The 25,234-nt window shown below is 57.2% G+C and carries 16 protein-coding genes and 4 pseudogenes; 5 read left to right on the forward strand and 15 right to left on the reverse strand.

The features are described from left to right. Positions 1–370, forward strand: a 370-nt coding sequence (tnpB, locus tag EOA32_RS06855) for an IS66 family insertion sequence element accessory protein TnpB (RefSeq protein ID WP_348632192.1), incomplete at its 5' end; no start/stop codon positions are given. 91 nt (positions 371–461) lie between these two features. On the opposite strand, the gene EOA32_RS39190 is transcribed toward tnpB, so the two are convergent. Further along, a complete protein-coding gene (locus tag EOA32_RS39190) occupies positions 462–656 on the reverse strand; it encodes a hypothetical protein (RefSeq protein WP_210214812.1) in 195 nt (64 codons plus the stop codon). Here EOA32_RS39190 and EOA32_RS06860 point away from each other — a divergent pair. The 3 genes and pseudogenes from EOA32_RS06860 to EOA32_RS06865 all read left to right on the forward strand — a co-directional run. Continuing rightward, a pseudogene (locus EOA32_RS06860) lies at positions 648–1,786 on the forward strand (IS66 family transposase); the annotation flags it as partial. The gene EOA32_RS39190 and the pseudogene EOA32_RS06860 sit on opposite strands and share 9 nt — an antisense overlap. 72 nt (positions 1,787–1,858) lie before the next feature. Next, positions 1,859–2,026 carry a transposase domain-containing protein gene (locus EOA32_RS39195; protein ID WP_210214814.1) on the forward strand — a complete coding sequence of 56 codons (168 nt, stop codon included), beginning with the start codon at positions 1,859–1,861 and terminating at the stop codon, positions 2,024–2,026. Next, positions 2,023–2,625 carry a UPF0149 family protein gene (locus tag EOA32_RS06865; protein WP_128371276.1) on the forward strand — a complete coding sequence of 201 codons (603 nt, stop codon included), beginning with the start codon at positions 2,023–2,025 and terminating at the stop codon, positions 2,623–2,625. Before EOA32_RS39195 ends, EOA32_RS06865 begins: the two co-directional genes overlap by 4 nt. A 368-nt stretch (positions 2,626–2,993) precedes the next feature. Here the strand turns inward: EOA32_RS06865 and EOA32_RS38420 are convergent, their stop codons facing one another. The 14 genes and pseudogenes from EOA32_RS38420 to EOA32_RS06930 form a co-directional block, all read right to left on the reverse strand. Then, a complete protein-coding gene (locus EOA32_RS38420) occupies positions 2,994–3,131 on the reverse strand; it encodes a hypothetical protein (RefSeq protein WP_189406953.1) in 138 nt (45 codons plus the stop codon). Next, positions 3,128–3,268, reverse strand: a complete 141-nt coding sequence (locus tag EOA32_RS38425) for a hypothetical protein (protein WP_189406956.1) — start codon at positions 3,266–3,268, stop codon at positions 3,128–3,130. Before EOA32_RS38425 ends, EOA32_RS38420 begins: the two co-directional genes overlap by 4 nt. A 683-nt stretch (positions 3,269–3,951) precedes the next feature. Further along, entirely contained in the window at positions 3,952–4,803 is an 852-nt protein-coding gene (locus EOA32_RS06870; protein WP_245499184.1) for an ABC transporter permease, read from the reverse strand. A 31-nt stretch (positions 4,804–4,834) separates the two neighbouring features. Next, a complete protein-coding gene (locus EOA32_RS06875; RefSeq protein WP_128371277.1) occupies positions 4,835–5,791 on the reverse strand; it encodes an ABC transporter permease in 957 nt (318 codons plus the stop codon). A gap of 17 nt (positions 5,792–5,808) precedes the next feature. Then, positions 5,809–7,398 (reverse strand): ABC transporter substrate-binding protein, encoded by a 1,590-nt coding sequence (locus EOA32_RS06880; RefSeq protein ID WP_128371278.1) that lies wholly within the window; start codon positions 7,396–7,398, stop codon positions 5,809–5,811. 804 nt (positions 7,399–8,202) lie between these two features. Further along, complete coding sequence (locus EOA32_RS38430) at positions 8,203–8,343, reverse strand: hypothetical protein (RefSeq protein WP_189406958.1); 141 nt, start codon at positions 8,341–8,343, stop codon at positions 8,203–8,205. A 445-nt stretch (positions 8,344–8,788) separates the two neighbouring features. Then, positions 8,789–9,586 (reverse strand): SDR family oxidoreductase, encoded by a 798-nt coding sequence (locus tag EOA32_RS06890; RefSeq protein WP_128371279.1) that lies wholly within the window; start codon positions 9,584–9,586, stop codon positions 8,789–8,791. Between the two features lie 400 nt (positions 9,587–9,986). After that, a complete protein-coding gene (locus EOA32_RS06895) occupies positions 9,987–10,235 on the reverse strand; it encodes a phosphopantetheine-binding protein (RefSeq protein ID WP_128371280.1) in 249 nt (82 codons plus the stop codon). Positions 10,236–10,316: 81 nt separating this feature from the next. Then, positions 10,317–15,722, reverse strand: coding sequence for a type I polyketide synthase (locus EOA32_RS06900; protein ID WP_128371281.1), 5,406 nt, complete (start codon positions 15,720–15,722; stop codon positions 10,317–10,319). A gap of 1,117 nt (positions 15,723–16,839) precedes the next feature. After that, a pseudogene (locus tag EOA32_RS06905) lies at positions 16,840–17,184 on the reverse strand (ATP-binding protein); the annotation flags it as partial. A gap of 526 nt (positions 17,185–17,710) precedes the next feature. After that, entirely contained in the window at positions 17,711–19,849 is a 2,139-nt protein-coding gene (locus EOA32_RS06915) for an acetate--CoA ligase family protein (RefSeq protein WP_189406960.1), read from the reverse strand. Between the two features lie 188 nt (positions 19,850–20,037). Beyond that, positions 20,038–21,078: a 2-oxoglutarate and iron-dependent oxygenase domain-containing protein gene (locus tag EOA32_RS06920; RefSeq protein ID WP_128371283.1), complete on the reverse strand. Its 1,041-nt coding sequence runs from the start codon at positions 21,076–21,078 to the stop codon at positions 20,038–20,040. Positions 21,079–22,126: 1,048 nt separating this feature from the next. Beyond that, positions 22,127–22,825: a class I SAM-dependent methyltransferase gene (locus EOA32_RS06925; RefSeq protein ID WP_128371284.1), complete on the reverse strand. Its 699-nt coding sequence runs from the start codon at positions 22,823–22,825 to the stop codon at positions 22,127–22,129. A 381-nt stretch (positions 22,826–23,206) separates the two neighbouring features. Further along, positions 23,207–23,596, reverse strand: a pseudogene (locus tag EOA32_RS06930) (ISNCY family transposase); the annotation flags it as partial. A gap of 93 nt (positions 23,597–23,689) precedes the next feature. On the opposite strand from EOA32_RS06930, the pseudogene EOA32_RS06935 reads away from it, so the two are divergent. Next, a pseudogene (locus EOA32_RS06935) lies at positions 23,690–25,073 on the forward strand (IS1380 family transposase). The last annotated feature ends 161 nt before the right edge of the window (positions 25,074–25,234 follow it).

The following is a 25,234-nucleotide window of genomic DNA, read 5'->3' on the forward strand; positions in this document are numbered from 1 at the left end:
TCCTGGCGGAGTTGAGCAGGTGATCACGGTGGTGCCGACCGACCAGATTTACCTGTGCTGCGGCGCGACCGATATGCGCCGCGGGATCAATAGCCTCGCACGGATGGTGCAGCAGGTGCTCGCGCTCAATCCGCACACTGGCGCGATCTTCTGCTTCCGGGGACGCAAGGGTCATATCATAAAAATTTTGGCGCATGACGACCAGGGGTTCTGCATGTTCACAAAGCGACTGACCGATGGCTGTTTTGCCTGGCCAGCCACAAAGGATCAGGTCGCCGTTTCGCTTACCAAGGCGGAGCTTTCGCTCCTTCTGGAAGGGATCGACTGGCGCCGGCCGAGCAAGACTTATCGGCCGCGTCTGGCTGGCTAATTTTTGCTCGTTTGTTATTGATTTTGTGTCGATTTTGCTTCCTCGAAGAAGCTCTTTCGGGTATGTAATTTGGGTGTCGGAACAAGCTCCCTCAACCGCTGATTTCCTTGCCCGGATCGCGCTTCTGGAGGCGGCCGTTTCTGCCCGTGACATCACCATCGCCGAACGCGATGAGCAGCTGCGCAGAGAGCGCGCGGAGGCCGCACTTCGCATTCAGCGCCTGCAGCTGCGGATCGATCGCTTCAACCGCAAGGCCTTCGGACGCTCGTCCGAGAAGCTGGGCCAAATGCTGCTCGAACTCGAAGATCTCGAGACCAATGTCGCCGCCAGCGTGTCCGATATCAAGCTGCCCATCGTCGCTGACACCGACAAGGTCCGGGTGCTGCCAGTGCGCAAGCTCAACCCCAACCTGCCGCGCAAGCGGATCGTTCGCGAGCCGTCTTGCGCATGCTGCCCGGGCTGCGGCGGCGCTCTGCGCGCCATGGGCGAAGATAGCGACGAGATGCTCGACCTGGTCGTCCAGGCCTGGCAGGTGATCGAGACCGTTCGACCCAAATATAGCTGCCGGACCTGCGATAAGATCGTTCAGGCGCCGGCACCGATTAAGGCCATTGCGCGCGGCAAGCTCAGCTATGCCGCGCTCGCCCATATCATGATGGTGAAGTGGGGTTATCATCTGCCGTGCTACCGTCAGACCCAGATGATGGCCGCCAAGGGCGTCGATATCGAGCGATCCACGCTGGCGCGCAGCGCCGGCTACGCCGCCGCCTTGCTCGACCCGATCTACAACCGCATCCGTGAGATCGGCCGTACCCGCACCAAGCTACACACCGACGACACGCGGCTTCCGATCCTGGCGCCCGGCACCGGCAAGACGCACAAGGGCGCGCTCTGGGTTTACGTCGCCGACGACCGCAATTCGGGTTCGCAGGAGCCGCCGATCGCCTGGTATCGTGCCACCATGGGCCGCGCCGGCGAGAGCGTGATGACCGAACTCGCCGGATTTGCCGGCACGCTGCAGGCCGACGGATTCAGTGGCTACAACCAGATCTACAGGGGCGGCGCCATTCGAGAAGCCGCCTGCCTGCTCATCTGCGTCGCAAGATATTCGACGTTCACGACAGCCAGCCGACCGAGCTCAGCACGACGGCCATGGCCGGTATCCAGGCGATCTACCGGATCGAGGAAGAGATACGGGGGCTCCCGCCGGCCGAGCGATTGGCCGCACGACGAAGACGAACCCGACCCCTGGTTCGGGCGCTGCGACGACAACTCATGCGCCAGGCCAACGGTTTGTCGCGCCATGCCGATATCGCCAAGGCCTTCGCCTATGGCACCAAGCGATGGCGCGCGTTCAACCGCTTCCTTTACGATGGCCAGCTCGAGCCGGACAACCTGATTGCGGAGCGCGCGATTCGTGGTTTTACGGTCGGCCGGCGCAATTGGCTTTTCTCGGGCAGCTTCGCCGCGGCCGAGCGGTCCGCTGTCGTGCTCAGCATCATCGAGACCTGCAAGCTCTGCGGCGTCGATGCCGAAGCCTACATGGCCGATGTCATCGAGCGCATCCAGAACGACTGGCCAGCCTCGCGCTGGGATGAGCTGATGCCGTGGAACTGGGTGCGCCGCCAAGAGATGACGCTCCCCCTGGCGGCATGAGCGCGCTCGATGACATGGCGCTGTCGGACGAGGCCCTCGAGGCCTGGATGGCCGCCAAGACCAACCCCCGCCCGCTGGTGCGAACCATGTCGGCGCTGGATGGCTTCGTAACGGCATCGGTCACCGGGCCGCGGTTCGCGGATCCGCAAGACTGGATGTGCCCGGTCATGGGATTGCCGCGCGACGTCCTGGCCAAAGGCTCTGCAACCGATCACGCCGTATTTGCCAGCCTCGCCAGGATCCACAACCGGATCAACGAGACGCTGTTCGACAGACCGCAGGATTATGCGCCCCGCTTCACCACCAAGCCCAGCGGCGGCATCGACCCACGGCCGTGGTGCCAGGGGTTCTACGGGGCCATGAATCTCAACATCAAACGCTGGAAACGGCTACTCGACCTCAAGAACCCCAACCACGGCCTGCTGCTGCCGATCCTGATCTATTGCGTCGACAAAAAGGGGAGGCCTGTCCTCGGCAAACCCAGGCCGGGGCCCGAGACCGCGCACTTCATCGAGCATGAGGCATACAAGGACATCGCCCTGGTCATCCCCGCCCTGCGCGAACTCCACTATGTCACCCGCTATGATGACCCGCAGTAATCGCCGCCGGCGCGCCAACTAACGGCTGACCTCCATACACGCATCAGGCGACTTCGGGAAAGGTGCCTTGGTGCACCGCTTACCGCCAACCACCAAGGATCAGGTCCCGTTTCGCTCACCCAAGGCGCAGCTTTCGCTGCTTCTGGAAGGGATCGACTGGCGTGTGCGCGAGGCAATCTGATGCCAGAAAGACCACAGGCCAAACGATTTCGCTCGTACGGCCGCGACGTCCTAGTAGCTAGTAGAGGCGTGGTGGGGCGTACGCGCTGATCTATGTCGTCCCCTGCCCCCGGCGACGCATCACCATAAGAGGGAACATGATCTATATAGCCTGGATTTACTGAATTGACTCGGATGGCGTGACGACCTCATCCCACGGCGAGGTTCCTGCACATCTGGCCGACGCCTCCCTTGGCAGCGCCGGTGGCGGCAAGCTCGTCATAGCCGACCTCATTGGAGTTTGCTGAGACGGCGATAACCGGGCCGCCCTTCCGCTGGGCAATCATTTGCCGCCGGCAGAGCGCGTCACATTGAAATAGCCAGAGAGTGTCACCGCGATGACCGTCGACCATTCGTCGTCAGAAATGATGGCTGCCGCTGTGCGGATGCCGGTTCTGGCATTGCAGACTGTCAATCTTGCCATATTTTTCCCACACAGAATTGAACCAAGCTTCCGCACTGACCACTGAGCGCGATGTCTGTCACCAGTGCCCCAGTTCGACTGCCGCACGATTGGCACTGCTCCGCAACTTCTGACAGTTCGGACGCGGTGCGCGAGGCCGAGACGACATCAGCTCCGTGAAGATGCTAGTCCGATACCGGTAGCCTTTCCGAGTTCCTTCCCGCACCAGTGTGATGGCCGCTTTGCCCGTGAGGCCGAATTCCAACGTGGCCATTTAGTTTCTTTCCACCAACAGAAATTCTGGACTGAGATCGTTGCGCCGCCGATTTGGCTTCCTTCGGTTAAGCGTCAGGTGGGCTGAGCAGGAAAGCATCGTTCATCATCTGACATTCCGTCAGGCACTTAGACATATCCAGTCAGCGCCATCGTGCGGCTGGAATGCGTAGCAGCTTTTCGCTTTTCGGATGGATTTTCCTTTACATGCTGGATTCGCGGAGGCGGTGCGGCCATCGGTTTTCAAAGACACGCTGCATTGAAGACCATGCCAGGCATAGCTCAGGGATTCCGAGGAGCGCGCGATAATGGCCAGGAGCCTCAACAAGACTGTTGTCATAGTTAGTTATGATGGGGTCTCCACTACCTTGGTCGAATTTCCTCAGCGCCTAGCTGACACCTGCAGCCGCGCTGGCATGCGCCTCGGAATGCTAATCCTTTAGTCCGCTGGCGGTATGGAGAAACCAGTCGACGACGAGGTTTACCGCCACGGCGAGCAAGGCGATCGCGCCGGCGGGCAGCAAGGGGGTCGAGTCAGCGTAGACAATGAGGGTCGCACTGTCACGCACCATCGAGCCCCAGTCTGACGTTGGGGGCTGGATGCCGAGGCCGAGGAAGGAAAGCCCGCTGATCAAGAGGAACACGAAACAGAAGCGCAGCCCAAACTCGGCAATTAGGGTCGGGAGAACATTGGGCAGGATTTCGCGTCCCATGATCCAGAGGGGGCCCTCACCGCGAAGCCTTGCAACCTCTACGTAATCAGAGACCGCAGCATCGGTCGCAACAGCTCGGCAAAGGCGGAAGACGCGCGTGGAGTCGAGCATCGCAATGATCAGGATCAGAGACAGCGTGGACGTGCCGAATATGGACAGGAGCAGTAGGGCGAAAATCAACTGAGGTATCGACATCAGAATGTCGACTACTCGTGATAACAACTGATCGGTCCATCCCCCGAAGGTGGCGGCCAGCAGTCCGAACGTAGCTCCTATAGAGAACGCGAGTACAGTCGTTATAAGAGCGATCCCAATTGTGTTCCGCGCTCCAAAGACAAGCCGCGTGAACATGTCTCGACCAAGGTTGTCCGTTCCTAGCCAGAAGGCAGAACTCCAAGGTTCGAACTGTGAACCAACGATCTGGCCCTCACCATAGGGCGCCAGCTGCGGCGCGAACACTGCAGCGACGACGTAAAGCGCTACGACAATCATCCCGAATTGCGCGCTCAGCGGCGCTGACATGAATTTGTTGGCACCTTTCTTCAGGGCACCTGGCGGCATCAGCGTCATTGGGCCTCACTCACTTTCGACACACAGCCATTCATTTTGGATGCATCAGTCGGGGGTTCATGATGATTGACAGTATGTCTGCAGTTAAGTTGAGGAGGACGTATGTAGTCGCAAAAATCAGGCTACACGCTTGTACTACCGGAATGTCCCGCTTTTGAACGGAGTCGACAATCAACTGGCCAAGCCCCGGATAGACGAACACAACCTCAACGACGACCACCCCCGTGATGAGATAGGCGAGGTTTAGCACGACAACGTTGGCAATCGGCGCCAACGCGTTGGGGAATGCGTGCCTAACCAAGACCCGCCATTCCGACATGCCTTTAAGTCGCGCCGTCTCGATATATTGGTTGCCGAGGAGATTGACGAGCGACGTCCGGGTCATCCGCATCATGTGCGCTAAGACGACAACAGCCAGAGTGAAGGCGGGAAGAGCCACGGCATTCAACCGCATAATGAATGTGCTGCTGGAGTCGACGTCCGAAAGGCTAGGGAGGATGCCTGCATGAACGGCGAGCAGCAGGATCAAAATATATGCCACGAAAAATTCTGGGAACGAGATCGACGCAAGCACGACCACATTCAGGGCGCGATCGATAAACCTGTTGCGATAGAGGGCTGAAACAAGCCCCCCGAGAAGCGCCAACGGAACAGCGATGACAGCTGCGCTTACTGCCAGGAACACCGTGTTAAACAAACGGGGGGCAATGAGCTCCCCTATGTGCCGGCCGTTGGAAAGCGCGGTACCGAAGTCGCCCTGCAGTATCCCGCCGAGCCAGTGGAGGTATCTCACGTAAACTGGCAGGTCGAGACCGAGGCTCTTGCGGAAAGCCGCCACGGTTTCCGGAGTGGCCGACTGCCCCAGCATTTCTGTGGCGATATCGCCAGGCAGGAATTGGATGCCCGCGAAAATCAAAAGGGAAACTATCCACAACGTCAGCGCGCCGAGTGCGACGCGCTGACCGATAATTTTGGCAATTGGGTTCATAACTAGCTTTCGAAGCCTCAAGCCTCAGCAAACCACCAGCGCTCTGGGCACCGGAAACCGTCCAAGTCCCAATTCGACGCAATCTTCTGGTGGCCAATTTTTTTCGACACAGCGCTTACGTTGTTCGCAAAGACCGGGATGACTTCTCCCCCGTCGTCCCTGCAGATGCTCTGCATCTTCGTATACATCTCCAGGCGTTTTGCATCATCAAGTTCGGACCGGGCTGCCTTCAAGAGCTCGTTGAAGTCGGGATTCTTCCAATGACCTTGGTTCCATGCGGCATCAGCTGCATAACCTTGTGAGAACATCCAGTCCGCGGTCGGCCGCCCAAGCCAGTAGCTCATATAGAATGGCTTCTTCAACCAAACCGTGTCCCAATAGCCATCGCTCGGTTCGCGCACGACATCAATGTGTATGCCGGCTTTGGCCGCATTTTGCTGATAGATTTCTGCGGCGTCGACCGCGCCAGCAAATGCTGCGTCTGCCGCAGACAAACTTACCTTCAGGTCTGCAAGCCCGGCCTTCTTCAGGTGGAACCGCGCCTTGTCCGGATCGTAGGCGCGTTGTGGCAGGTCCTTTGCAAAAAATCGGTTTGTTGACCCGATCGGATGGTCATTTCCGAGTTTTCCATGGCCGTGCAGTAAGGTGTCGAGCAGCTGCTGGCGGTCAATCGCATGTTTCAGCGCTAGTCGCACGTCGGCGTTGTCGAGTGGCGCAGCAGCACAATCCATTGCTGTGCAATAGAATTGTGTTCCCGCTATTGACAGGATTTCAACCGCGTTGTTTCGTTGAAGCAGATGGACCGTCTTTAAGTCGACCCTGTCCATCGCGTGAATCTGGCCGGTCGTGAGCGCATTCGTTCGCGCCGTGACATCATGAATTGCGAGAACCTCAAACGAGTCGAACCAGGCAGCGTCTGATTTCCAGTAGTTGTCGAAGCGTTTTGCGGAAGCCTTCACACCGTAGTCGATGTTTTCAAGGGCATAGCCACCTGCTCCGACCCCCGAAACGTCCGCCTTGCCGTCCTTTGAGGGGACGATCGCCAAGTGGAAGTCTTCAAGAAGGTAGGGAAAATCAGCGTTGCCTCCTTTCAGCGTGAACACAACTGTTGAAGGACCGTCAGCTTTGATATCCTGGATCGGGTCCACTATGGTCTTCGCGCCCGATTTCGACTGCTCGCCGCGGTGGTGATTGATCGAGGCCAGAACGTCATCGGCGCTCAGACTCTTGCCGTTGTGGAATTCGACGCCCTTCCGTAATTTGAAGGTCCAGGTCTTTGCGTCCTTCGAAACGTCCCAAGATTCAGCGAGTTCGCCGTTCAGCTTTCCATCCGCGTCAATTCCGGTCAGGTATCCGTGCAGAGTCTTACCGAACATTTCCATGAAGGAGTTAGTATAGGTGGCCGGGTCAATCGAGTCTGACGTGGCGCCCGCGCCGATGCCGATTTTGAAACGACCACCTTTCCTCGGTTTTGCCTCCTGAGCGACGGCACCCCAGATGCCGCTCGACGAGGCCATTGCCAAGGTGCCTGCTGCCCCAGCGGCTTTCAGCAGACTCCTTCGATTCAGTGCCGTTGCCGGCTTTGATTGCTCTTCCCACTGACTCATTCCATTTCTCCTCATTGATATTGTTTTGCCTTCAGGAACACTACAATGATCTTCCTGCCTTTCGCGATCCCGCTGTTGGCCATCACCAAGCCTTAGGTCTCACCAGCTCCTCCGCCGACGTCTATCTCGATTAGCACGGCCTGCGGCGCCGGCATGTGCGCAAAATTGTAACCTGCCCGATGAAAATTACTCAACCCATATCTTGGCCATGACATAATGCCGTTTATGTAACATGCGCAAGGAGGAACCGGGACCTCTGGCCTTAGATTCTGGAGATCGGGCTCGTGGGCAATGGTGGGGCGAGGGCTGCCCACATGGGACCACCTTCATCGCTCATGCTGTTGCGGGCGCCTCGCCCCACCTGCTTCGTTCTCCTCCTCGAGCGTCTGCCCGAGCGCCAGGCCTGCCGCGTCATGGTCGAGCTTCTGGCCATGGGCTACGAGCGCGGCTGCGAGAGCGAGCTGTCAGACGAACAGTCCGCCTACCTCGACAATCACGGGCTCCCTGACATAGCCGTCCGTGCGCGCCCGCTTCACGTCCGATCCCGCACGCCTGCCCAATGTCGTCGTCCGTCTGGCACGCTTAAGGCCTACGAGACTCATCGGCAAGCCAACCACGAGCCCGCGATGGCTATGCGGCATGAAGAACCTCTCGGATGATGCACCGTTATTGTAGACCGGCAGCTTCCACACGACAGCGCGGCCGCCCTCTCGCGAGTAGCTGACGCAGGCAGCACGATGCCGTCGCTGCGCAACGAGAGGTGGATCTAGCGGATGCTCTGCACCTCAGCGAAGCGGGAGAACATCAGGGCCATGCCTCGCGCACGCGCAAATTGGCGTCCTTTTCGATCCGGTCGCGGCCCGCCCTCACATAGCCGACCGCGACTTTCAGGAAGAGTTCCCCCGGCGCGCCTTTTGCTTCAAGGCTTTGATCGATCCCCTTCACGCCGAGCAGGAGCCGGTCATTCGGTCATTCGGATATCGCGGCTCATAGATGCCGTCCTCATCGATCTTCAGAGTGCCGACGAGACCACAGAACTCGATCAGCGTGTGCCAGTCACGCCCATTGCGCGCCAGGCGTGACGCTGCATGGTCGTCTCCTCCAGGAATTGAGTCGTTGCGCAGCAAGCATAGGCGGGTACTTCACCGGATGAGTACGCGACAGATTGCGGATCGTCATACCCTCGATCATGCGCCGGCGAAGAGGGTTCAACTCGACCATCTCATTGCTCCTGTTCTCAAGATTGCGCTTCAACAGCCACAATCCTTCAAAACAGAAGCGTCACCCGAACCGATCCGCCAAATGCCGCGTCAGCGGCTTCGTTCAATCCTCAAATCCTCCCAGCACCAAAAAACTGCCAAAGTAGTGCTAGGCTTTGCACGCGTGCGAGCTAAGTTGAGCTGTCGGGTTCTGGCACCAATCCAAGATGACCGCCCGCATCGGCAACAATGATCTGACCCGTAACGTTTGCCGCTTCGGTCAACAAGAACAATGCAACCTGTGACATGTGCTCGGGCGTGCCTGCTTGACGTAGCGCCGTGTGCCGTTCTTCATCTTTCTTCATCTGGTTGTATTGAACCTCGCCCACGCCCTTCAGCATCCAGCGGGTCTGGATGAAGCCGGGGGAAATGGCATTCACCCGAACCGCAGGACTAAGCCAGCGTGCAAGCATGTGAGTAAGAGTATTTAAAGCGCCCTTCGATAGCACATAGGGCAGTGAACTTCCGTTGCCGATGAGAGTAGTATTGGAGGACACATTCACGATAGCGCCACGTTCTTCCCTTTCCTCCCATTGCTTTCTCATAGCGGGATACACAGCACGGCTCATCATAAAAGCGCCGGTTGTGTTAACACGAAATATCCGGTCAAAGTCATCTTCTGTAACGTCTTCAAGGTCCGCGATTTTTTGGAATTTTGTGATGGCAGCGTTGTTTATCAGACCGTCGATGCGGCCCCATTTACTCAGCGTCTCATCAGCCAGTTTGCGGCAATCAGGATCCCGCCCCACATCGGCCTGCACAACAATGGCTTCAACACCTTTCGCCTTGATCTTAGCATAGGTCTCTTCAGCTTCCTCCTTGCTCTTGGTGTAGTTAACCGCGACGTTCCAGCCTCGCGCCGCCAGCTCAATAGCACAAGTCGCGCCCATGCCCGTGGCCGATCCTGTCACAATTGCTGTTTTAGCCATGGTGTTCTCCTAAGCTTCAGACACTTTTCACGGAGTCGTCGACCCGATCGGTGGCGACGCCGCATAAGGTGTTGAGGGCAGGCATGTGTCCCAGTCGTGCTTGACAGGTGCAATCTGGCTGCCGTCCTATTTCCGCTGATCACACACTCCATTACGCGCACTTCTATTATGAGGCCGACGGACGTGTCGCGCCCTGTCTGCGCCTCGACCGCCGTTAGTCGACACGCAGCTCAGAGGAGGCTAGATCGCAGCCCATAAGAGCGGGCCTAGATCGGACGGCCAAGGATCCGGAAAAGGTGGCGGGGGTTGGATCTGATAGGGAATGCCAGCCTAAGCCGATGCGGCTAAATTTTCGTTCGGCCCAGGCGCCAGCGAGAGGATCTGCGGCATTCTGCCGCCATCATCGTGGTTGATGGGGGTTATTTATACAGATTCGGTCGTATAATTCGCCGAACGTCGTCGCCTCGAATATGTCCGCCAATTGCGGCGGCCTCCAGCGATCGCTTTTCGTCAAAAGAACTTGAAGTTCCGCGGCAAGAAGGCTGTCACCACCTAAGTCAAAGAAATTGTCCTCGAGCTTTACATTTTGGCTTCCCAAAAGGCACTTGATCTCCTCCAGGAAGAGGCTTCTCGGATCGGTTTCTTTCATGTTCTTTCCTCAGTTTTTCAAACCTTTTCAGTGGATGCAGGACTTTCCGGCCGCTCATTGAGAGCGGTTGTGCGGACCAGATCACTGCGACAAAAGAGACGCGCCCCCGCTCTTATCTTCGGGCCAGCACCGATGGCCGTCGAATGAATAGGTTGGAAGGGGAACGCGCCGGCGACTACCTGAGGGTTCCAACTGGTCGCCGGCGCGCTTCCAATCCACATCAACTCCTGCGACCCAGAGTGCCCCAAGGCATTCCAAAAGGACGTGCCGATCGGTGTAGTCTTCGTCGGTCTCGTTGCGGGCGGCTGAGACAATCACTGGGGCCCTGATTTCACGATTGTCCGTGTTGATGGCCTCATTTGCGAAAGGCGCCAGATTGCGCGAAGGCCCAATGTCAACTAGTGCGCTTACACCAGCAGCGACAGTGGCCTCAACAGAGCGGTCGAACCTGAGGGTTCCAATTGCTTGCTCGCCCCAGTGCGTCCCCGGCAAGGGCACTTTCGGTTCGTGCAGGAATCCTGAGTTGAGTGCGAACGTCCGCTCCGGCAACCGCTTCTCGAACGTGCGAGCTTCAGCGTCGATGATATCAGCCGCTGGCCTCAGAAGTGGAGAATGGTTGGGAATGGCAGCTGTGCCCACGACACGGCAGCGGATCGTTTCTTTTTCGAACCTCTCTTGCATTTCTTCAATAAGTTCCCGCTTGCCAGTGAAAACAACCTCTGTCTTCGACCTCACGATCCCGACGCTGATGTCGCCCATGCGGGCTCGATCACGCCAGGCATCCTCTCCAAGGATGCGCTCTGCCTCGTCGGGCCCGCAATTAGCTGCAAGCATGCCACCGTCGATACCGAGCGTCGCCATCGAGCGACTACGAAGTGCCGTCAGCCGAATTGCATCTTCCACTTTCAGAACGCCCGCCAGCGTGGCCATGACGTATTCGCTCATGCTATCTCCGATAAGATAATCGGCGCGTACTCCGCAGGATGCGAGCAAACACGCCATCGCGTATTGCGTAGAGAAGATCATCATGCTGACTTCTTCTAAGGAAGCACGAACGCACGCGTTGTCCCTCCCAAAGGTGACCTCGACCAGATCACGATCCAGAAGCGGGCGACTGGCGGCGGCACAAAGTTGGAAGGGCTCACGAAATTCCGGCGCGTGATCAAAGAGATCCTTGAACATTCTCGAGTGCAGGACATCGTAGCTGGGCAACATGAATCCAATCAACGGAGAGGAAAAGGTCTGATCAGCCGGGCGATCCGCCTCGACTTCCAATTTTGTGATGGCCATGTCTAAGTCGCGTGCCACAACGGCGGTTCGATGATCGAATTGACATCTCGCCGTACGCAGCGTGTGGGCGACGTCACCCAGATCGATATCGCGGTTGCGACGCAGGAACTTGGCGAGATTGCGGCAGGCGCGACTTAGCGCCGAGGGGCTCTTTGCAGATAGGCAAAGGGCGTGTGATCCTCGCCTGATCGGGCCGGGCCAAGCCCTTGTATCATCGCTGTGCCATTCCTGCAGCACAACGTGGCAGTTTGTCCCGCCGATACCTAGCCCGGTGACTCCCGCAGTTCGCGGGTGTCCCTGAGGACGGGGCCAAGGCCTAAGCTGCTCATTGACGAAAAAGGGCGTGTCTTCCAGACCAAGATCTTCATTCAGGCGGTTGATGTTGATGGTCGCAGGGATTATCCCGTGCTGAAGGGCAAGAACCGTCTTGATGAAGCTTGCCACTCCAGCGGCGAAGTTGCCATGCCCTATGTTGGGCTTAATAGACCCGAGGGCGCAGGCGTGGCCCGTTTCCTCTTGTCCTCTGAAAACTTCCGCCAAAGCTCGAACCTCGATCGGATCGCCGACCTTGGTGCCGGTTCCATGAGTTTCGATGTATTCTACGTCGTGTGGGCGAACTTCTGCCGACTCAAGTGCTTGGCGCACGACCGCAGCTTGGCCTCGCGCGCTTGGTGCCGAGAAGGACGATTTGGCACGGCCATCGTTATTAATCGCACAACCTTTTATAATCGCGTGAATTGTGTCGCCTGCCGCAAGCGCGTCTTCGAGCCGCTTGAGAACCACAACCCCTATACCATCTCCGATCACAGTCCCGCTGGCATCAGCATCGAAGGCTCGGCACACGCCGTCCGATGAATTGATGAAGTCCTTAACGAATTGATATCCCGCCTGAGGGAAGGTGATGCTGGCCGCGCCTGCCAGTGCCATGTCGCAATAGCCGGCCGCAAGGGACTGGGCGGCGACGGCGATCGTCACTAGTCCAGTTGAGCATGAGGTTTGCACCGCCATGCTTGGACCAGTAAGGTTCAGCATGTAGGACACGCGCGAGGCAAGATAATCCTTGTCGTTGCCAAGCTCCGTCAGGAACGCGAGCGGCGCGTTCGTAGGATCAATGAGGCCGCCGCCCTTCAAATGCTGCAGCAGATAGAGGGGAAGTGATGAACCTGCGAACACCCCCGTGCGGCCCTCATGCTTGGTTGGCACGTATCCGGCGGCCTCAAGAGCCTTCCAGCAGCATTCGAGGAAAAGACGATGCTGCGGGTCCGTAAGTGTTGCCTCTCGCTTTGAGAGATTCCAGAACTCTGGGTCGAAGAGTTCCACATCCGCGATATGCGCTCCGACGGGGACATAATCGGAGCGTTGTATAACATCCTCTGGGATGCCCCTGGCCTTGAGCACCTCCTTGGAGAGCGGGGCGATCGAACAGATTCCTTGGCAAAGGTTTTCCCACAGTTCATCGACGTTGTCCGCGCCCGGCAAACGTGCCGCCATGCCAATCACCGCAATATTCATTCCTGGGTTTATCCGGATACCGGGTTGACCCTTGAACGGCTCAAGTCGGGCCCTTCCTACCGATACTGGAGGTGCCTTCGGCAACGTCCTATTTTTGGTGTGTCCACGTTCATCGCCGCGCTTTCGGATGAGAGCGACTAGCTCTTCGAAAGTCGGGTTAAGGAAAATCTCCACAACGCGGAGCTCCACTTGCAGACTTTCACGAAGCTGCGTGCAGAGACGGGCTGCCAAGAGGGAGTGTCCGCCGCAGTCGAAAAAGTTGTCGCCTGGATCGGAAGCTTCAGCATGAAGAAGGTCGCGCCAAGCGGCGCGAAGTGCCGATTCAACTTCGCATGCGCTCGCCGATGAAGTGCACGATTCTTCCACTATGTCCCGGAGGCGGGACCGGTCAAGTTTCCCATTGGCTGCGATGGGCAATTCCCTTACAGCGACAAAGTCGGACGGAATAGCATAATGTGGCACCTCAGACTTTAAATGCTCTCGCAAAGTGGCCTCCCAGCCCTTGTATTCGTTCCGCAAGACTACGTAGGCGATCAGCCTGTCAGGCTGGCCAGTCGCGCTATCTAATTCGGGCAATACGGCGGCGGACGAGACGACCGAGTTCCGAAGCAGAGCAGCTTCTATAGAGCCAGGGACAATGCTAAAACCGCGGATCTTCAGCATGAAAGCGCAGCGCCCGATAATCTCCAATTGGCCGTCAGGCAGCATACGGCCAAGATCGCCGGTGCGGAACATGATGCCATTACCGCGAAACGGATCAGGCAGGAACCTTTCTTGCGTCATCTCTGGGCTGTTGAGATATCCATTACCTATTGCATCACCGCCGATAAAAACCTCGCCCAGGAAACCCACTGGTACAGGTTTGCGCTGCTCATCGAGAACATAAACGCTCACATTGTGCTGAGGTGGACCGACCGGTACGAGTTTTTGTGCCGTCTCGGAATCGATCTCGCTCAAATCCAAATGCGTGACGTCATGAGTCTCCGCAATTCCGTAGTGATTGACAATTCTGACGTGCGGCAGCGCTTTCTTCACGCGCAAAACCAACGCCGAAGTTAGCACCTCACCTGAAAGATAAATGAATCGGAGATCCGGAAGGCGGGCGGGGACGTCAAGTATTCCGATGTTAACAATTACGTCCAGCAGAGAAGGAGTCAATAAGACTCTCGAGATTCGATTTCGTTCCAAGTAATCGATCAGCTGGCGCGGATCGTAGATAACGTCATCCGGTATCAAGTAGGCTGGCGTTCCGGCTAGGATTGGCCGCATTATCTCCCAAACCAGAAAAATATTAACTGCTTCGCGCTCATCCGGTGCATACGGCAGCGCGTGATAGCGCCACTGGTAAGAGCATACGGCGCTACGGTGAGGGCAAACGATGCCCTTCGGTTCACCTGTCGTACCGGACGAGAATACGACTTGGGCAGGCGAATCGATGTCCACCGATTTTGGATTGGCCGAACCGATTTCGCCGAGTTGCACTTGCGCTTCCCAACCATCGTCAAGTGACAGCACAACACCAGACCAGTTGCTCGGTAGGTTAGCAGCGAAACGTTTCTTAGTTACAACAATCTCGATCCCTGCCCTCTCAAGTATCCGATCGAGCGCGGCAACGGGTTGGGCTTTGTCAAGCACCGCATAGGCCGCGCCTGCCTTCAGTATTCCAAAAAGCGCGATAGCGTATTCAGGCGATGTATCCATTAAGATTCCCACACGCGAACCCGGAGCCTGACCATGTCCGAGCAGGAATTTCGATAAAATTTCCGCCAGTTCGTCGAGTTCACGATAGGTTAGGGTCCGAGACTCCGAGATAACAGCAAGGGCCTCTGGGCTCAGGGCCGCTTGCTTACGGAACTGATCGTGCAGTGGTAGCTCGGGGTAAGGTAGGGCCTCGGCAATTCGAACTGACACCGGGAGTTGTTCCTTTACTTGCTCAACCTCATGCAGGATGGTCGAGACCACTTCTGCCGTCATCGAATGAGTGTAAAAGTGGTCGCCATCGAACATAATTCGAGCAAAGCGAGACGTCGTAAGCCGGCGCCATCCGTCTAGGCCGGAGGCGTCAATTATTTCATCTTGGATCCCTCCAATCGCGGTGATCGCTGCAGCGAGAGGCGCTGCCAAATTCCGGTCGTAGGTCTCTGCAAGTTCGAAATCGGCACGGAGGGGCGGCAAGAGATAGCTATGTAGGAGTTCCTTATTTGCTAGCGCCTCACCAGGAACCATGCCAAGGATTCTGATCACATCGGCTAACTTGTCATCTGAGTATGTATACATGGCCGGTTCGTCCGCTGGCACATCTGCCGGCGGGTGGGCGGACACAACAACATGGAAGGGGGATGGCCTCCCGGCTTTCTCAAGCGAGCGGGCCACCTCATAGGCGACCAAGGCGCCTACGCTATGACCGAAGAAAATAAACGGACGGTCACTGTAACCCTGGATTGCTTCACCAACCACAGACGCTAGTACGTCCATTCTGCGAATGAGGGTTTCCGAAGACCGCTTGCCGCGCCCTGGAAGATCTACGCAAATAAGTTCAACATCGTCGGGGAAACTGTCGGCAAAATGGCGAAAAGATTGAGAACTGCCGCCGCCGTGAGGGAAGCAAAACAGCCTATATGACGGGTGAAGTGAGCGCCTTATCGTCGTCAGTATCTTTGTCGATGAGTATTTGTCATCCTGCATTTCAGCCTCCGGATAAATTGATTGGCAGTGAGCGGCGCCGACGATTCACAGCAGATAGGCGACTCTATTGAACACCTGGAGCCCAAAAGTTGCTCGGCTAGTCGTTGACACCCCGCCCTCTGCACTCAGCCTTCGGACTCTCCCGTGCACGGCGGCGACAAAATACGTCGTCTGCAGAGCGCTTCGCGTTCCGCAATGGCCGTCGACCGCGAGACTCCTCGCTGTCAATCTGGGAGTGCACAGGGCTACTGCCACGCTCTAGTATTACCTGCTGCGAGATGCGCATGACGACGCCCCTCTTAGAAGAGCTTCCATGAGGCGGAAAGTCCGATTGACGTACGACTTCGACACCGATACAACAAAGGTGCCAAACGCAAGTAAATACTTCAGTATGGAGCTTTTTCCGTTCCGATTCGTTGACGGGAATCGACAACGATTCCAGACAAAACTCCACATCCAGTACTCGTTCATCCAATTTCTGACCAAAGATCCAGTCCAATCGCCAATTCGGCTCTGTGGTCGATCCGATGAGGAGTTCTTCATCTAGAATACGGCAATTCCGCACCGAATTTCCCCGAATATTGAACAGTTGCGCCCAACGACGAGAGAGGTATGCGCCATTAATGGCTGAGTTACTTATATGAATATGCTGATAATGGGGGTTCGACAAGGTAATTGTTGCGAAAGTTATGTTTATGTTATTCAAACCCGGGAGATATGTTTTGCAACAATTCGTCACACTAGCCCGCTGACGGATCTGGGTTAGTTTGCCACTGAGCGGTGGACAGCCGCGGCGCGGCGTCCACGCGGCTGCGCGTTCAAGGGCGAGAATGTCTAGCTTCTGCGAACACGTTGGGGCATCCCCACCGTCAAGATCAACGGGACGAGCGCCAATCCCGACTGATGGCCAGATGGAACCTACTCGGCTCGGACAGCGGCCGCCCTGGGGGTCAGACCACACACTGTGTTCGACTATCTCGCATGCGGCTTGCTCGACGGGCGCCAGCTTACGAAGGGGCAGCCTGGCAAATCGAACTCTCGGATGACCAAATCAATACGCTACGAGCAAGGCTCGCACGCACCAAAGCGATCAAGGAGGAAGATCTCATGACAAGTTCGGTTCGCCGAAGACCTCGCCCCATTCGGCAAAGCCGCGATTTGAAGTGAGAATTATGGCGCCCTTCTCATAGCGGGCGTTGACGGGTTGGAAGAATAGATTGCCGCCACCGTGGACGACGGGCAGGTAGCCGATCTCGTCGACAACGAGCGAGCAGGCCGGCAGAAGAAGCGGATGCGTTCCTGCAGGCGGCCTTCGCGTTCGGCCCTTGCCAGCGCGGTGATGAGTTCGGCGAGCGTGCAGAAATAGGCGCTCTTTCCGGCCTTTGACGGCAAGGGCGATGCTCTTGCCTGTGCCGGGCGGCCCGAGGAGATGGACGACCTCGCAGCGGGCGACGAAGCCGAGGTCAGTTCCCGGAAAAGCCGGCTGCCGTGGGGCCGGAATATCGCACGCTCGCGAAGATAGGCCGTGAAGGGATCGATCACCGCTTGACGAGGCTTGCGCAGTCCGTAGGCCGGAGCCTCGAGCCCCCGCTCAATGTAAATGTTATGTGGCGGGAAGAACCCGGATTGGGCATCGATAGCTATTTGCGCAGTTTCCTACGCGATCACCACGCATTGGAGCAGTGTCGGCGCTGGGACGCGCGCGACGAGTGGCTCCAGAGCGCTTTCCTTGCATCCGCTCCAAGTGTAGATAATAATCCGGATGCTCCGCTTCTGACCTCCTTTTCGAACTATCTCCGCAGGGTGCGGGGACTTGAGCTGAAGACCCACGAAGGCGTTCTCCTGGGTGGCGGAGCTTTCTTCCATCACCACCATTCCGGCCAAGACCTCGACATGCGGGGTGGAGCGCCAGTACCGAGGCTGGACGCCCTACTGCGGTTATATCAGCGTGGCAAAAAACACGCTGCGGAGAATCTCGGCTGGGTTTTCTAAGTCCGATTGCAGCACTGATAATGAGTAAGACGCATAAGGGCATCGACCGCGGTTACTCTTTGACCCTCAGGACGAACAATTAGCGGATTTATCTCGGCTTCAATGAAGCGCTTCTCGTTTGCAATCGCGAACTCGGCGAACCTTTGGATCGCGTCAACCGCCGCCTCGACGTCGCCTCTTCGCCGGCCACGCCATCCATCAAATAGCGGGAACAGCGTGAGGCTGCGCAGCGTTTCATCGATAGTGTCGCGTGAGACAGGCAAAAGAACCGAAGCAGTATCGCGAAGCAGCTCGGTTTCTGTGCCGCCTATGCCTATCGTGAGGACAAGGCCAATCGAGCTCACTCTACGGATTCCCACGAGAAGTTCGCCGACTGCATCATTGACCATCTCCTCTACTAAGAAGTTCCGAATGGCGAACTCGGGAGCGGCTCCGCTTAATTTCTTTGCCATTGCGCGCACGGCTTTCCACGCTGCTTCGGGAGTGCCCAAGTCTAGTACAACAGCTCCCAGCTCGCTTTTGTGAACAAGGCCCGCGCCAAGCGCTTTCACTGCGACAGGAAAGTTCAGCTCGGCCAGTCCGTCTGTGTGCTCCGGCGTCACCACGACTCCGCGTGATACAGCTATGCCAGCTGCCCACAGCTCGCCTTTGGCAGCTGCTTCATCGAGCAGCACGCCCTCGCCCGATATTTTAGCGTACTTTGGCAAGACGATTTCTTTATCCGGCCGTCCGGAGAGGGCATCAGAGAGTTCCGATAAGCGTATCGCATTTGCTACGGCACGCAGGCCATCCTCCAACCCCTGCAGCGGGACCAATCCGTCCGAGATCATTCGGTTTCGAACATCTTTCGGTAAAGCTTCCGGCAAAGTATTGACAAAAGCAGCGGGCAAGCCCTGCTCGCGCGCCGCCTGTGCGAATGCTTTTGTGGTGATGTCCCAGCTTTTAGGATCGCACCCGCCTTCAGGCGGGTAACACATAACCTGCACGGTCATATCGCAAGCGTCCGAAAAGAAGGCCCGATAGATATTAAGGTTCTGTTCAAAGTCCGCGTTGTTGTTATGCGCAGCCGATATATCGAGTGGATTGGCAGAGTGAACAAAGCACGGCAGATGCTTCTCCAGCTCTGCCGCCGCATCGTCTGAGGGCGGGTGTAGGTCAAGGCCGTTAGCCTCCGCGATGTCACCTCCAAGCACTGCATAGGAACCCGAACTGGTTGCGAACCTCGTTCGCCGTCCTCTCGCTCTGGGCGCATAGACCAACATCTTCAATGTCTCTAGCGCCTCCGTAGGTGTAGCCACTTCGACGAAACCGAGCCGATTGAAAAGTGCCGAGGCGACGACCGCGTCTCCCGCAAGTGATGCGGTGTGTGACTGAGTAGCGCGACAACCAGCACTTGTCCTGCCACCCTTGATCACCACCACAGGAATGTTCGTTCTCGCCGCTTTGAGACCCACAGCCGATAGCAATGTCGCGTCGGGAATACCCTCGAGATAAAGGTTGATTGCTCGAACTCGGTTATCGTCCAAAACGACTTCCATGATCTCAGCTGCACTAATCATCGCCTGGTTGCCAAGCCCGACCGAGTATGCCAGCGGCAGAGACCGGTCGGCGCATCCAAGGTCGGACAGATACGACCCGCCGTTGCTAATAATAGCAACGCAACCGTTGTCCTCGTGATCACCAAAATGGTCCATCATGAAAACGGATCGATCGGCAAAGTTTGCCACACCCGGACAATTCGGGCCAATGATTGGCATTTCACCTGCCGCTTTAACTAAGGCGCGCTGCGCGTTTTCCCCGTCACGCATTTCAGAGAAGCCGGAGCTATTGCAAATCGCACCTGCGACACCGATCTTTGATAAGTCACGTACTACGCTCGCAAGTTTCTCGTGCGGCACAGCCAAGAAGGCGACGTCGGGCACCACTGGCAGGCCGGCCACCTTGGGTATACAGGTTATCCCTGCCAATTCTCTGCGGCGAGGATTCACAATATAAATATTCCCTCGAAAGCCACACGCACGGCAATATGCAACAGCTGGCACGATGGCCGGGCCACCGACAAAAACTGCATTTTTCGCCGACAACATCCTCTTAATCCTTTCGCGCCTGTCACCGTTTTTGCTGCAGTACTCCAATATACTTCTCCATCGATACATCCGACCTTCTATGATACGACGAACTCACAGGTATGGTCGCTTTTCCCTTGTTTTCCGGTTCTGCTTGTACATTCCATGTGCCTGATGAGTTGCTTATTCTGGCCGCGCCACGTCTCCTTAACGAGGCATGTCCCAGAGCGGCGACATCCAGATAGCCACCGTCAATCTCAGAGAACCCGGGGGCGGCGAGGCCGAGCCCCGGGGCCGCTCACGTGTTCTCGGTGCAAATGAGGGAAATTCTCAACGAGTCGTGCAAACTTGTGCACGCCGCAGGTAGTTGGCTGATAAAGGGCCGGCTTATTGTTTGAGACGCAGCTTTCCATCGGAGCGATGACCGCGTCATAATCGGCATCTAGGAAGAACGGAAGCGAATAACTGTCCTGTCCCGAAGTGTTTACCACCCGATGCAGGTTGGCAAGGTAGCGATTGTTTGTGAGTATTTGCATGAGGTCGCCGATGTTGACGACGAAATTGCCGGGAACGGGATTGCCTCCGACCCATATGCCGTCGTGGTTTAAGACTTGAAGCCCGCCCACGCAGTCTTGCGCGAGAATCGTAAGATTCCCAAAATCCGTATGGGCCCCAACGCCAATAACCTTCTCGTCGACCACTCCGGTTTGAGGCGGATAGTGTGCCAGACGTTGAATCATGATCGGGCGCTTCATCTGGCCTTGAAAGAAATCGGCGGGCAAATCGAGGCTTAACGCGATGCCACAAAGTATCTTTGTCGACAGCTCGTTCATGACTTGATGGTATGAAGAGACTGTTTCCCGAAATGCGGGCAGACTGGCCGGCCACTGATTAGGCCCGAAGAAGGGACTCTCGACGCCCTGACATTCGGAACCGACATCGAAGCACTCCTTCAAGTCGTTGGTTCTGGCCGGATCCGAGTTCTCACCGAAAAACTGGATATACCCTCGCATTGTCGTGCCCGAATTGCCGATATGAAGTTTCTTCTTTTCCGCGGCTGGCAGATCAAAAAAGGCGCGGGCTTCGGTAAAGGTCTCGTCTATTAACCGCGTAGGTACCCCGTGGTTCTTGATGTACATAAACCCGGTGTTCGTCAGCGCCCATCGAATTTCCTTCGCCACCTTTCCCAAGTCGCTCGCGTCGAAAAGCGGGGCCAGGTCGACGAGTGGAATTTTATCGAAGGACTGCCGCCCTGCCCCACCGCTTTCGTCGAATTGGATGATACTTGAGTAGACCATATATTCTTGTGCTTCTGAGACAGATTTATGTATTTGTCGGTTTATGCGCACAGTTGGCGACCTCACGATAACAATTCTCCACGTTTTCGTGCAGTTAAAATACAACGCGCACCTACTTGAATGTCAGCCCTGTCTCACAACTTCTCTTTGTGATCGTGGATTTTCCACCGCAGACGGTATCAGAACAAATTGTCCGCCGTTATTAATATATATGAAGTTTTTTTCACATGGCATAAACCGTCCAACGCGCGCAACCGAATGTGGCCTGCGTCGAAATAGAAGGCTCTCCCTGGTAGACATTCGCATTCAACAGCCACGCGAACCTCGCAGAACGAGAATTGCCCCGCACCCTCAACCAGGGCTCCGGGAGCCTGAAAAGGCCAAAATCCAAGGGTGGCAGCGCGGATACGCCCCTGGCGCAACCCGGAAAATTTCACAGGGCCACTATGGGCGGCGGCAGTGAGATGGATAGGTATGGCGCGATGACACCTTGTCGGCTGCTTTGTTCCATCCGCCATAGAGAGCTCACCGTAAGCGCAAATTTCCCCGCACCTTTTGCCATCGAGTGGGTTGATGCATGAGAAGCTACGCGGGAAGGCGCGAGGTGGACCATCGTCGTACGATCAACCCGAAACATAGACTATCATGCCCGAAGTCGAAGATATCAGCCGCACAATATCTGTATTGGATCAAGCCCGCAAAGTTCTCGTCGTTGTAGAAATGATTCAGAATAGCTGGCTGGTAGCTGGAATCCCTCTCAGAGTTCAGCGACTCCCCCTCAAGAAGCTCGATCCGCGATCCCGATGCATTGCTCGGTATGATCACGCGCAGGCGATTAGAGGCGGAGGCTGCGGGCATGCCGGTCGACCGAGTCGCGTCCGCGTTCGAGGCTGAGCGAAACGGCTTCTGGCTGGCCCGGTGGCTGCAGACGCGAGGCATAGAGGCGCACGTCATCATTCGACCAGCGTCGCCGTGACCCGTGAACGCCGACGGGCGAAAACCGACCGGCTGGACACGGCCTTGCTGGCCTCCATTGGGCAGATCGAGATCATAGACGCCGCTCCTTCGGCTTCTCGACCACGCGGAGCGCCCAGTAATGCGCGTCCTCTTCTTCGAGGTATCTGCCGTCGCTCAGACAGTGTAGAGGCTCAACGACCCCCGCCTCCTGCAGACGTAGCACCTCATCTTCAAACGATGTCGCCTCGGCATAACTCTTGCGGGTACTTACGACGACGAATCCTTGCGGACGCGTAACGCGCGCCAGTTCGCGCAGACCATCTGGACGGACATGCCCAACGGTGAAGACCCCGCAGCAGACAGTCATGTCATAACTCGCGTCGGGGTAGACTGTGAGCGAACTGTTGAGGTCGACATAGTCTCGTACGTCGCGGTAAACCCCGGTTTCCCGCGCCTTCTCGACCATCGATTCGGAGAGATCGAAGCCGTCGATTGACCGGAAGCCGAGGCGCTCCAATTCCATACCGACAAGACCCGTTCCGCAGCCCGCATCCAGAATTGTGGTGACTGCTCGTTCTCGGTCGACATAGGCGGTCTGCAGTGCACCCGTGAGTTCCGCTACAATGATCGGGCCGCAATATTGCTCGCGTTCGACATCCAGCTCGTAGGAATCGGCCCATCCGCGATAGTACTTGGCCAAACGGTTGGCGTCGCCGTTAAGGGCGTGGGACTCCTTGATCCGCTTTTGTGCGGCTTCCTCGAATGCAATCTGTTTGGCCGAGCTTTTCATGCATTTTCTCCGTGTGGCAATGAGATGCAACCAATCGCCGTCAGCAGCGACTGTGACGGTCTGGACTCTCTTGCCAGCATCAACTGATTTCATCCCGTTTGTCTGAACCACGATCGGATTTAGCTATCGATCGAATTCGAGCCTCATCCAAGTGACCCATATATGAGCAGAGTGACAGCCGGGTCGCAGATTGCAAGTTGAGATTTTGTGAACTTATGCTGTCTGATATGATGTTAATACGCCTTTTCCATAATATTGTCAAAATATTGCAATGACTATCTTAACATAACTTTTAGGATTATCCATTGATTATTTTTCACCGTCTGCCACACTGATTGACAGCTTCTGCCCAGAAAGACGAGACAGGGGCAGGACGCCGCCGCCCGTTTTGGCTTTCACAATCGGGCGATCCGTCGGCCGAATAGCACCGTCCTTCCAGGCAGTCCGCAAAGTCGCCAGGAAAAGGTCGATCGGCTGGGCCGCCCCGTCAGGGCACACGGCCGGCGAAGTGTCGGCAAGCGCAGCGAGCCGCTCCTGCATGGCGCGGATATCGCGCAATATCAGGACAGGATCGAGTCCGGCGTAGATTTCCTGCAGTCGGGAGCGGACTGCATCTGACGTGCGAGCGTCGGCAACCAGACGCTGATGCGGCGTAGCTGGCGGACTGTACGTCTTGCACATACGCGCGCCGTCGCGCTGCTTCGCGATCAACTTGAACGACGGTTGAAAGAAGTTCACGAACAGCCGCGCTGACCGGTAGAGCTTCGCTAGCCTGAATATCTCACCAAAAGAAGTGCATCGGCCCCGAGAATCTGAGAAACTGCTTTTGCAACAAAGAGTTATCTGATTCAGGAACGGGGTCCGATGCAGACACACTGTACTTCCGAGCGGCTTGAATTTGAAGGCTTCGACGGTCACAAAGTTGTGGCTGGTTTCGACGGCGGAGCCATTAGCTCAGACGCTGGCGCCTTGCTTCTGCGTCACGTTGATCGGGCCATAGGGCTGTTCGGCCGGGTGGCCTCTTGTTTCGTCGATTACCGCAATCAGGATCTCACGGTTCACAGCGTCTGCACGCTGGTCGGGCAACGCATCGCAGCGATCGCGCTGGGATACGAGGACGTCGACGACCACGACACGCTTCGCCACGACCCGGTGCTCGCGCTTGTGTCGGAACGCCTGACGCCGAAGCGAGAAGATTGTGCGGTGCTTGCTGGCAAGTCGACGCTGAACCGGCTGGAGCACGGCCGGGTCGGGGAGCCGACGCGCTATCACAAGATCAGTTACGACAAGGTCGCGTTGGAGGCCTTGTTCGTGGACCTGTTCCTGGAAGCCCACGACAAGCCGCCGGCCGAGATCGTGCTCGATCTCGACGCCACCGATGATCCGCTGCACGGCCGGCAGGAAGGCAGGTTCTTCCACGGCTACTACAACTGTTACTGCTACCCTGCCGCTCTACATCTTCTGCGACCGGCACCTGCTGGCGGCAAAGCTCAGGCGTTCCAACATCGATGCCAGCAAAGGAGCGGTCGAGGAGGTCGAGCGGATCGTGACCCAGATCCGCAAAACCTGGCCTACGGTCCACATCATTCTGCGCGCCGATTCCGGCTTTGCGCGCGAGGAACTGATGGCCTGGTGCGAGATCAACCGCGTCGACTACGTCTTCGGGCTCGCCCGCAACGAACGGCTGGAAACCAAGATCGCCCCGGCCCTCGAGGAAGCCTGTCTGGTCTCCAGGAAAAGCGGCCAGGCCGCCCGGGTCTTCCGCGACTTCATGTGGTCGACAAAAGACAGCTGGTCACGCCGCAGGCGGGTCGTGGCCAAGGCCGAATGGATGACGCAGGGCGCCAATCCGCGCTTCGTCGTGACCTCACTCAAGCCGGAGCGCTGGGCGGCACGGGCGCTTTACGAGGAGCTCTACTGCGCCCGCGGTGACATGGAGAACCGGATCAAGGAATGTCAACTCGACCTCTACGCCGATCGTACCAGTGCCAACACCATGCGCGCCAATCAGCTGCGGCTGTGGTTCGCCTCGTTTGCGTATGTCCTGATCTGCGCCCTGCGTCGCCTCGGTCTTCCCCATACCCGGCTCGCCAACGCCAGCTGCGGCACGATCAGATTGAAACTGCTGAAGATCGGCGCACAGGTGCGCGTCTCGGTTCGCCGCATCAAGGTGGCGATGGCCTCAGCGTGTCCCTATGCCGAGGAGTTCGCCCTGGCTCACGCCCGAATACGTGCCGCGGCTCTGTGACGCCGCCGGACCCGAACCCTTCTCACAAACAACAGAGGATACATTGCTGAGGAACCCGACCGTCGCAACACCGCGGCGCTGATCGCGCCCGTCCTCGAACTCCACAGCCATGCCAGTGCCCGCGCCGAGTCACAACGGAGCCTGGCGCTAGATTCGGTGAG

It is taken from the genome of Mesorhizobium sp. M1A.F.Ca.ET.072.01.1.1 (assembly GCF_004023325.1).
In the GTDB taxonomy this organism is placed as follows: Bacteria; Pseudomonadota; Alphaproteobacteria; order Rhizobiales; family Rhizobiaceae; genus Mesorhizobium.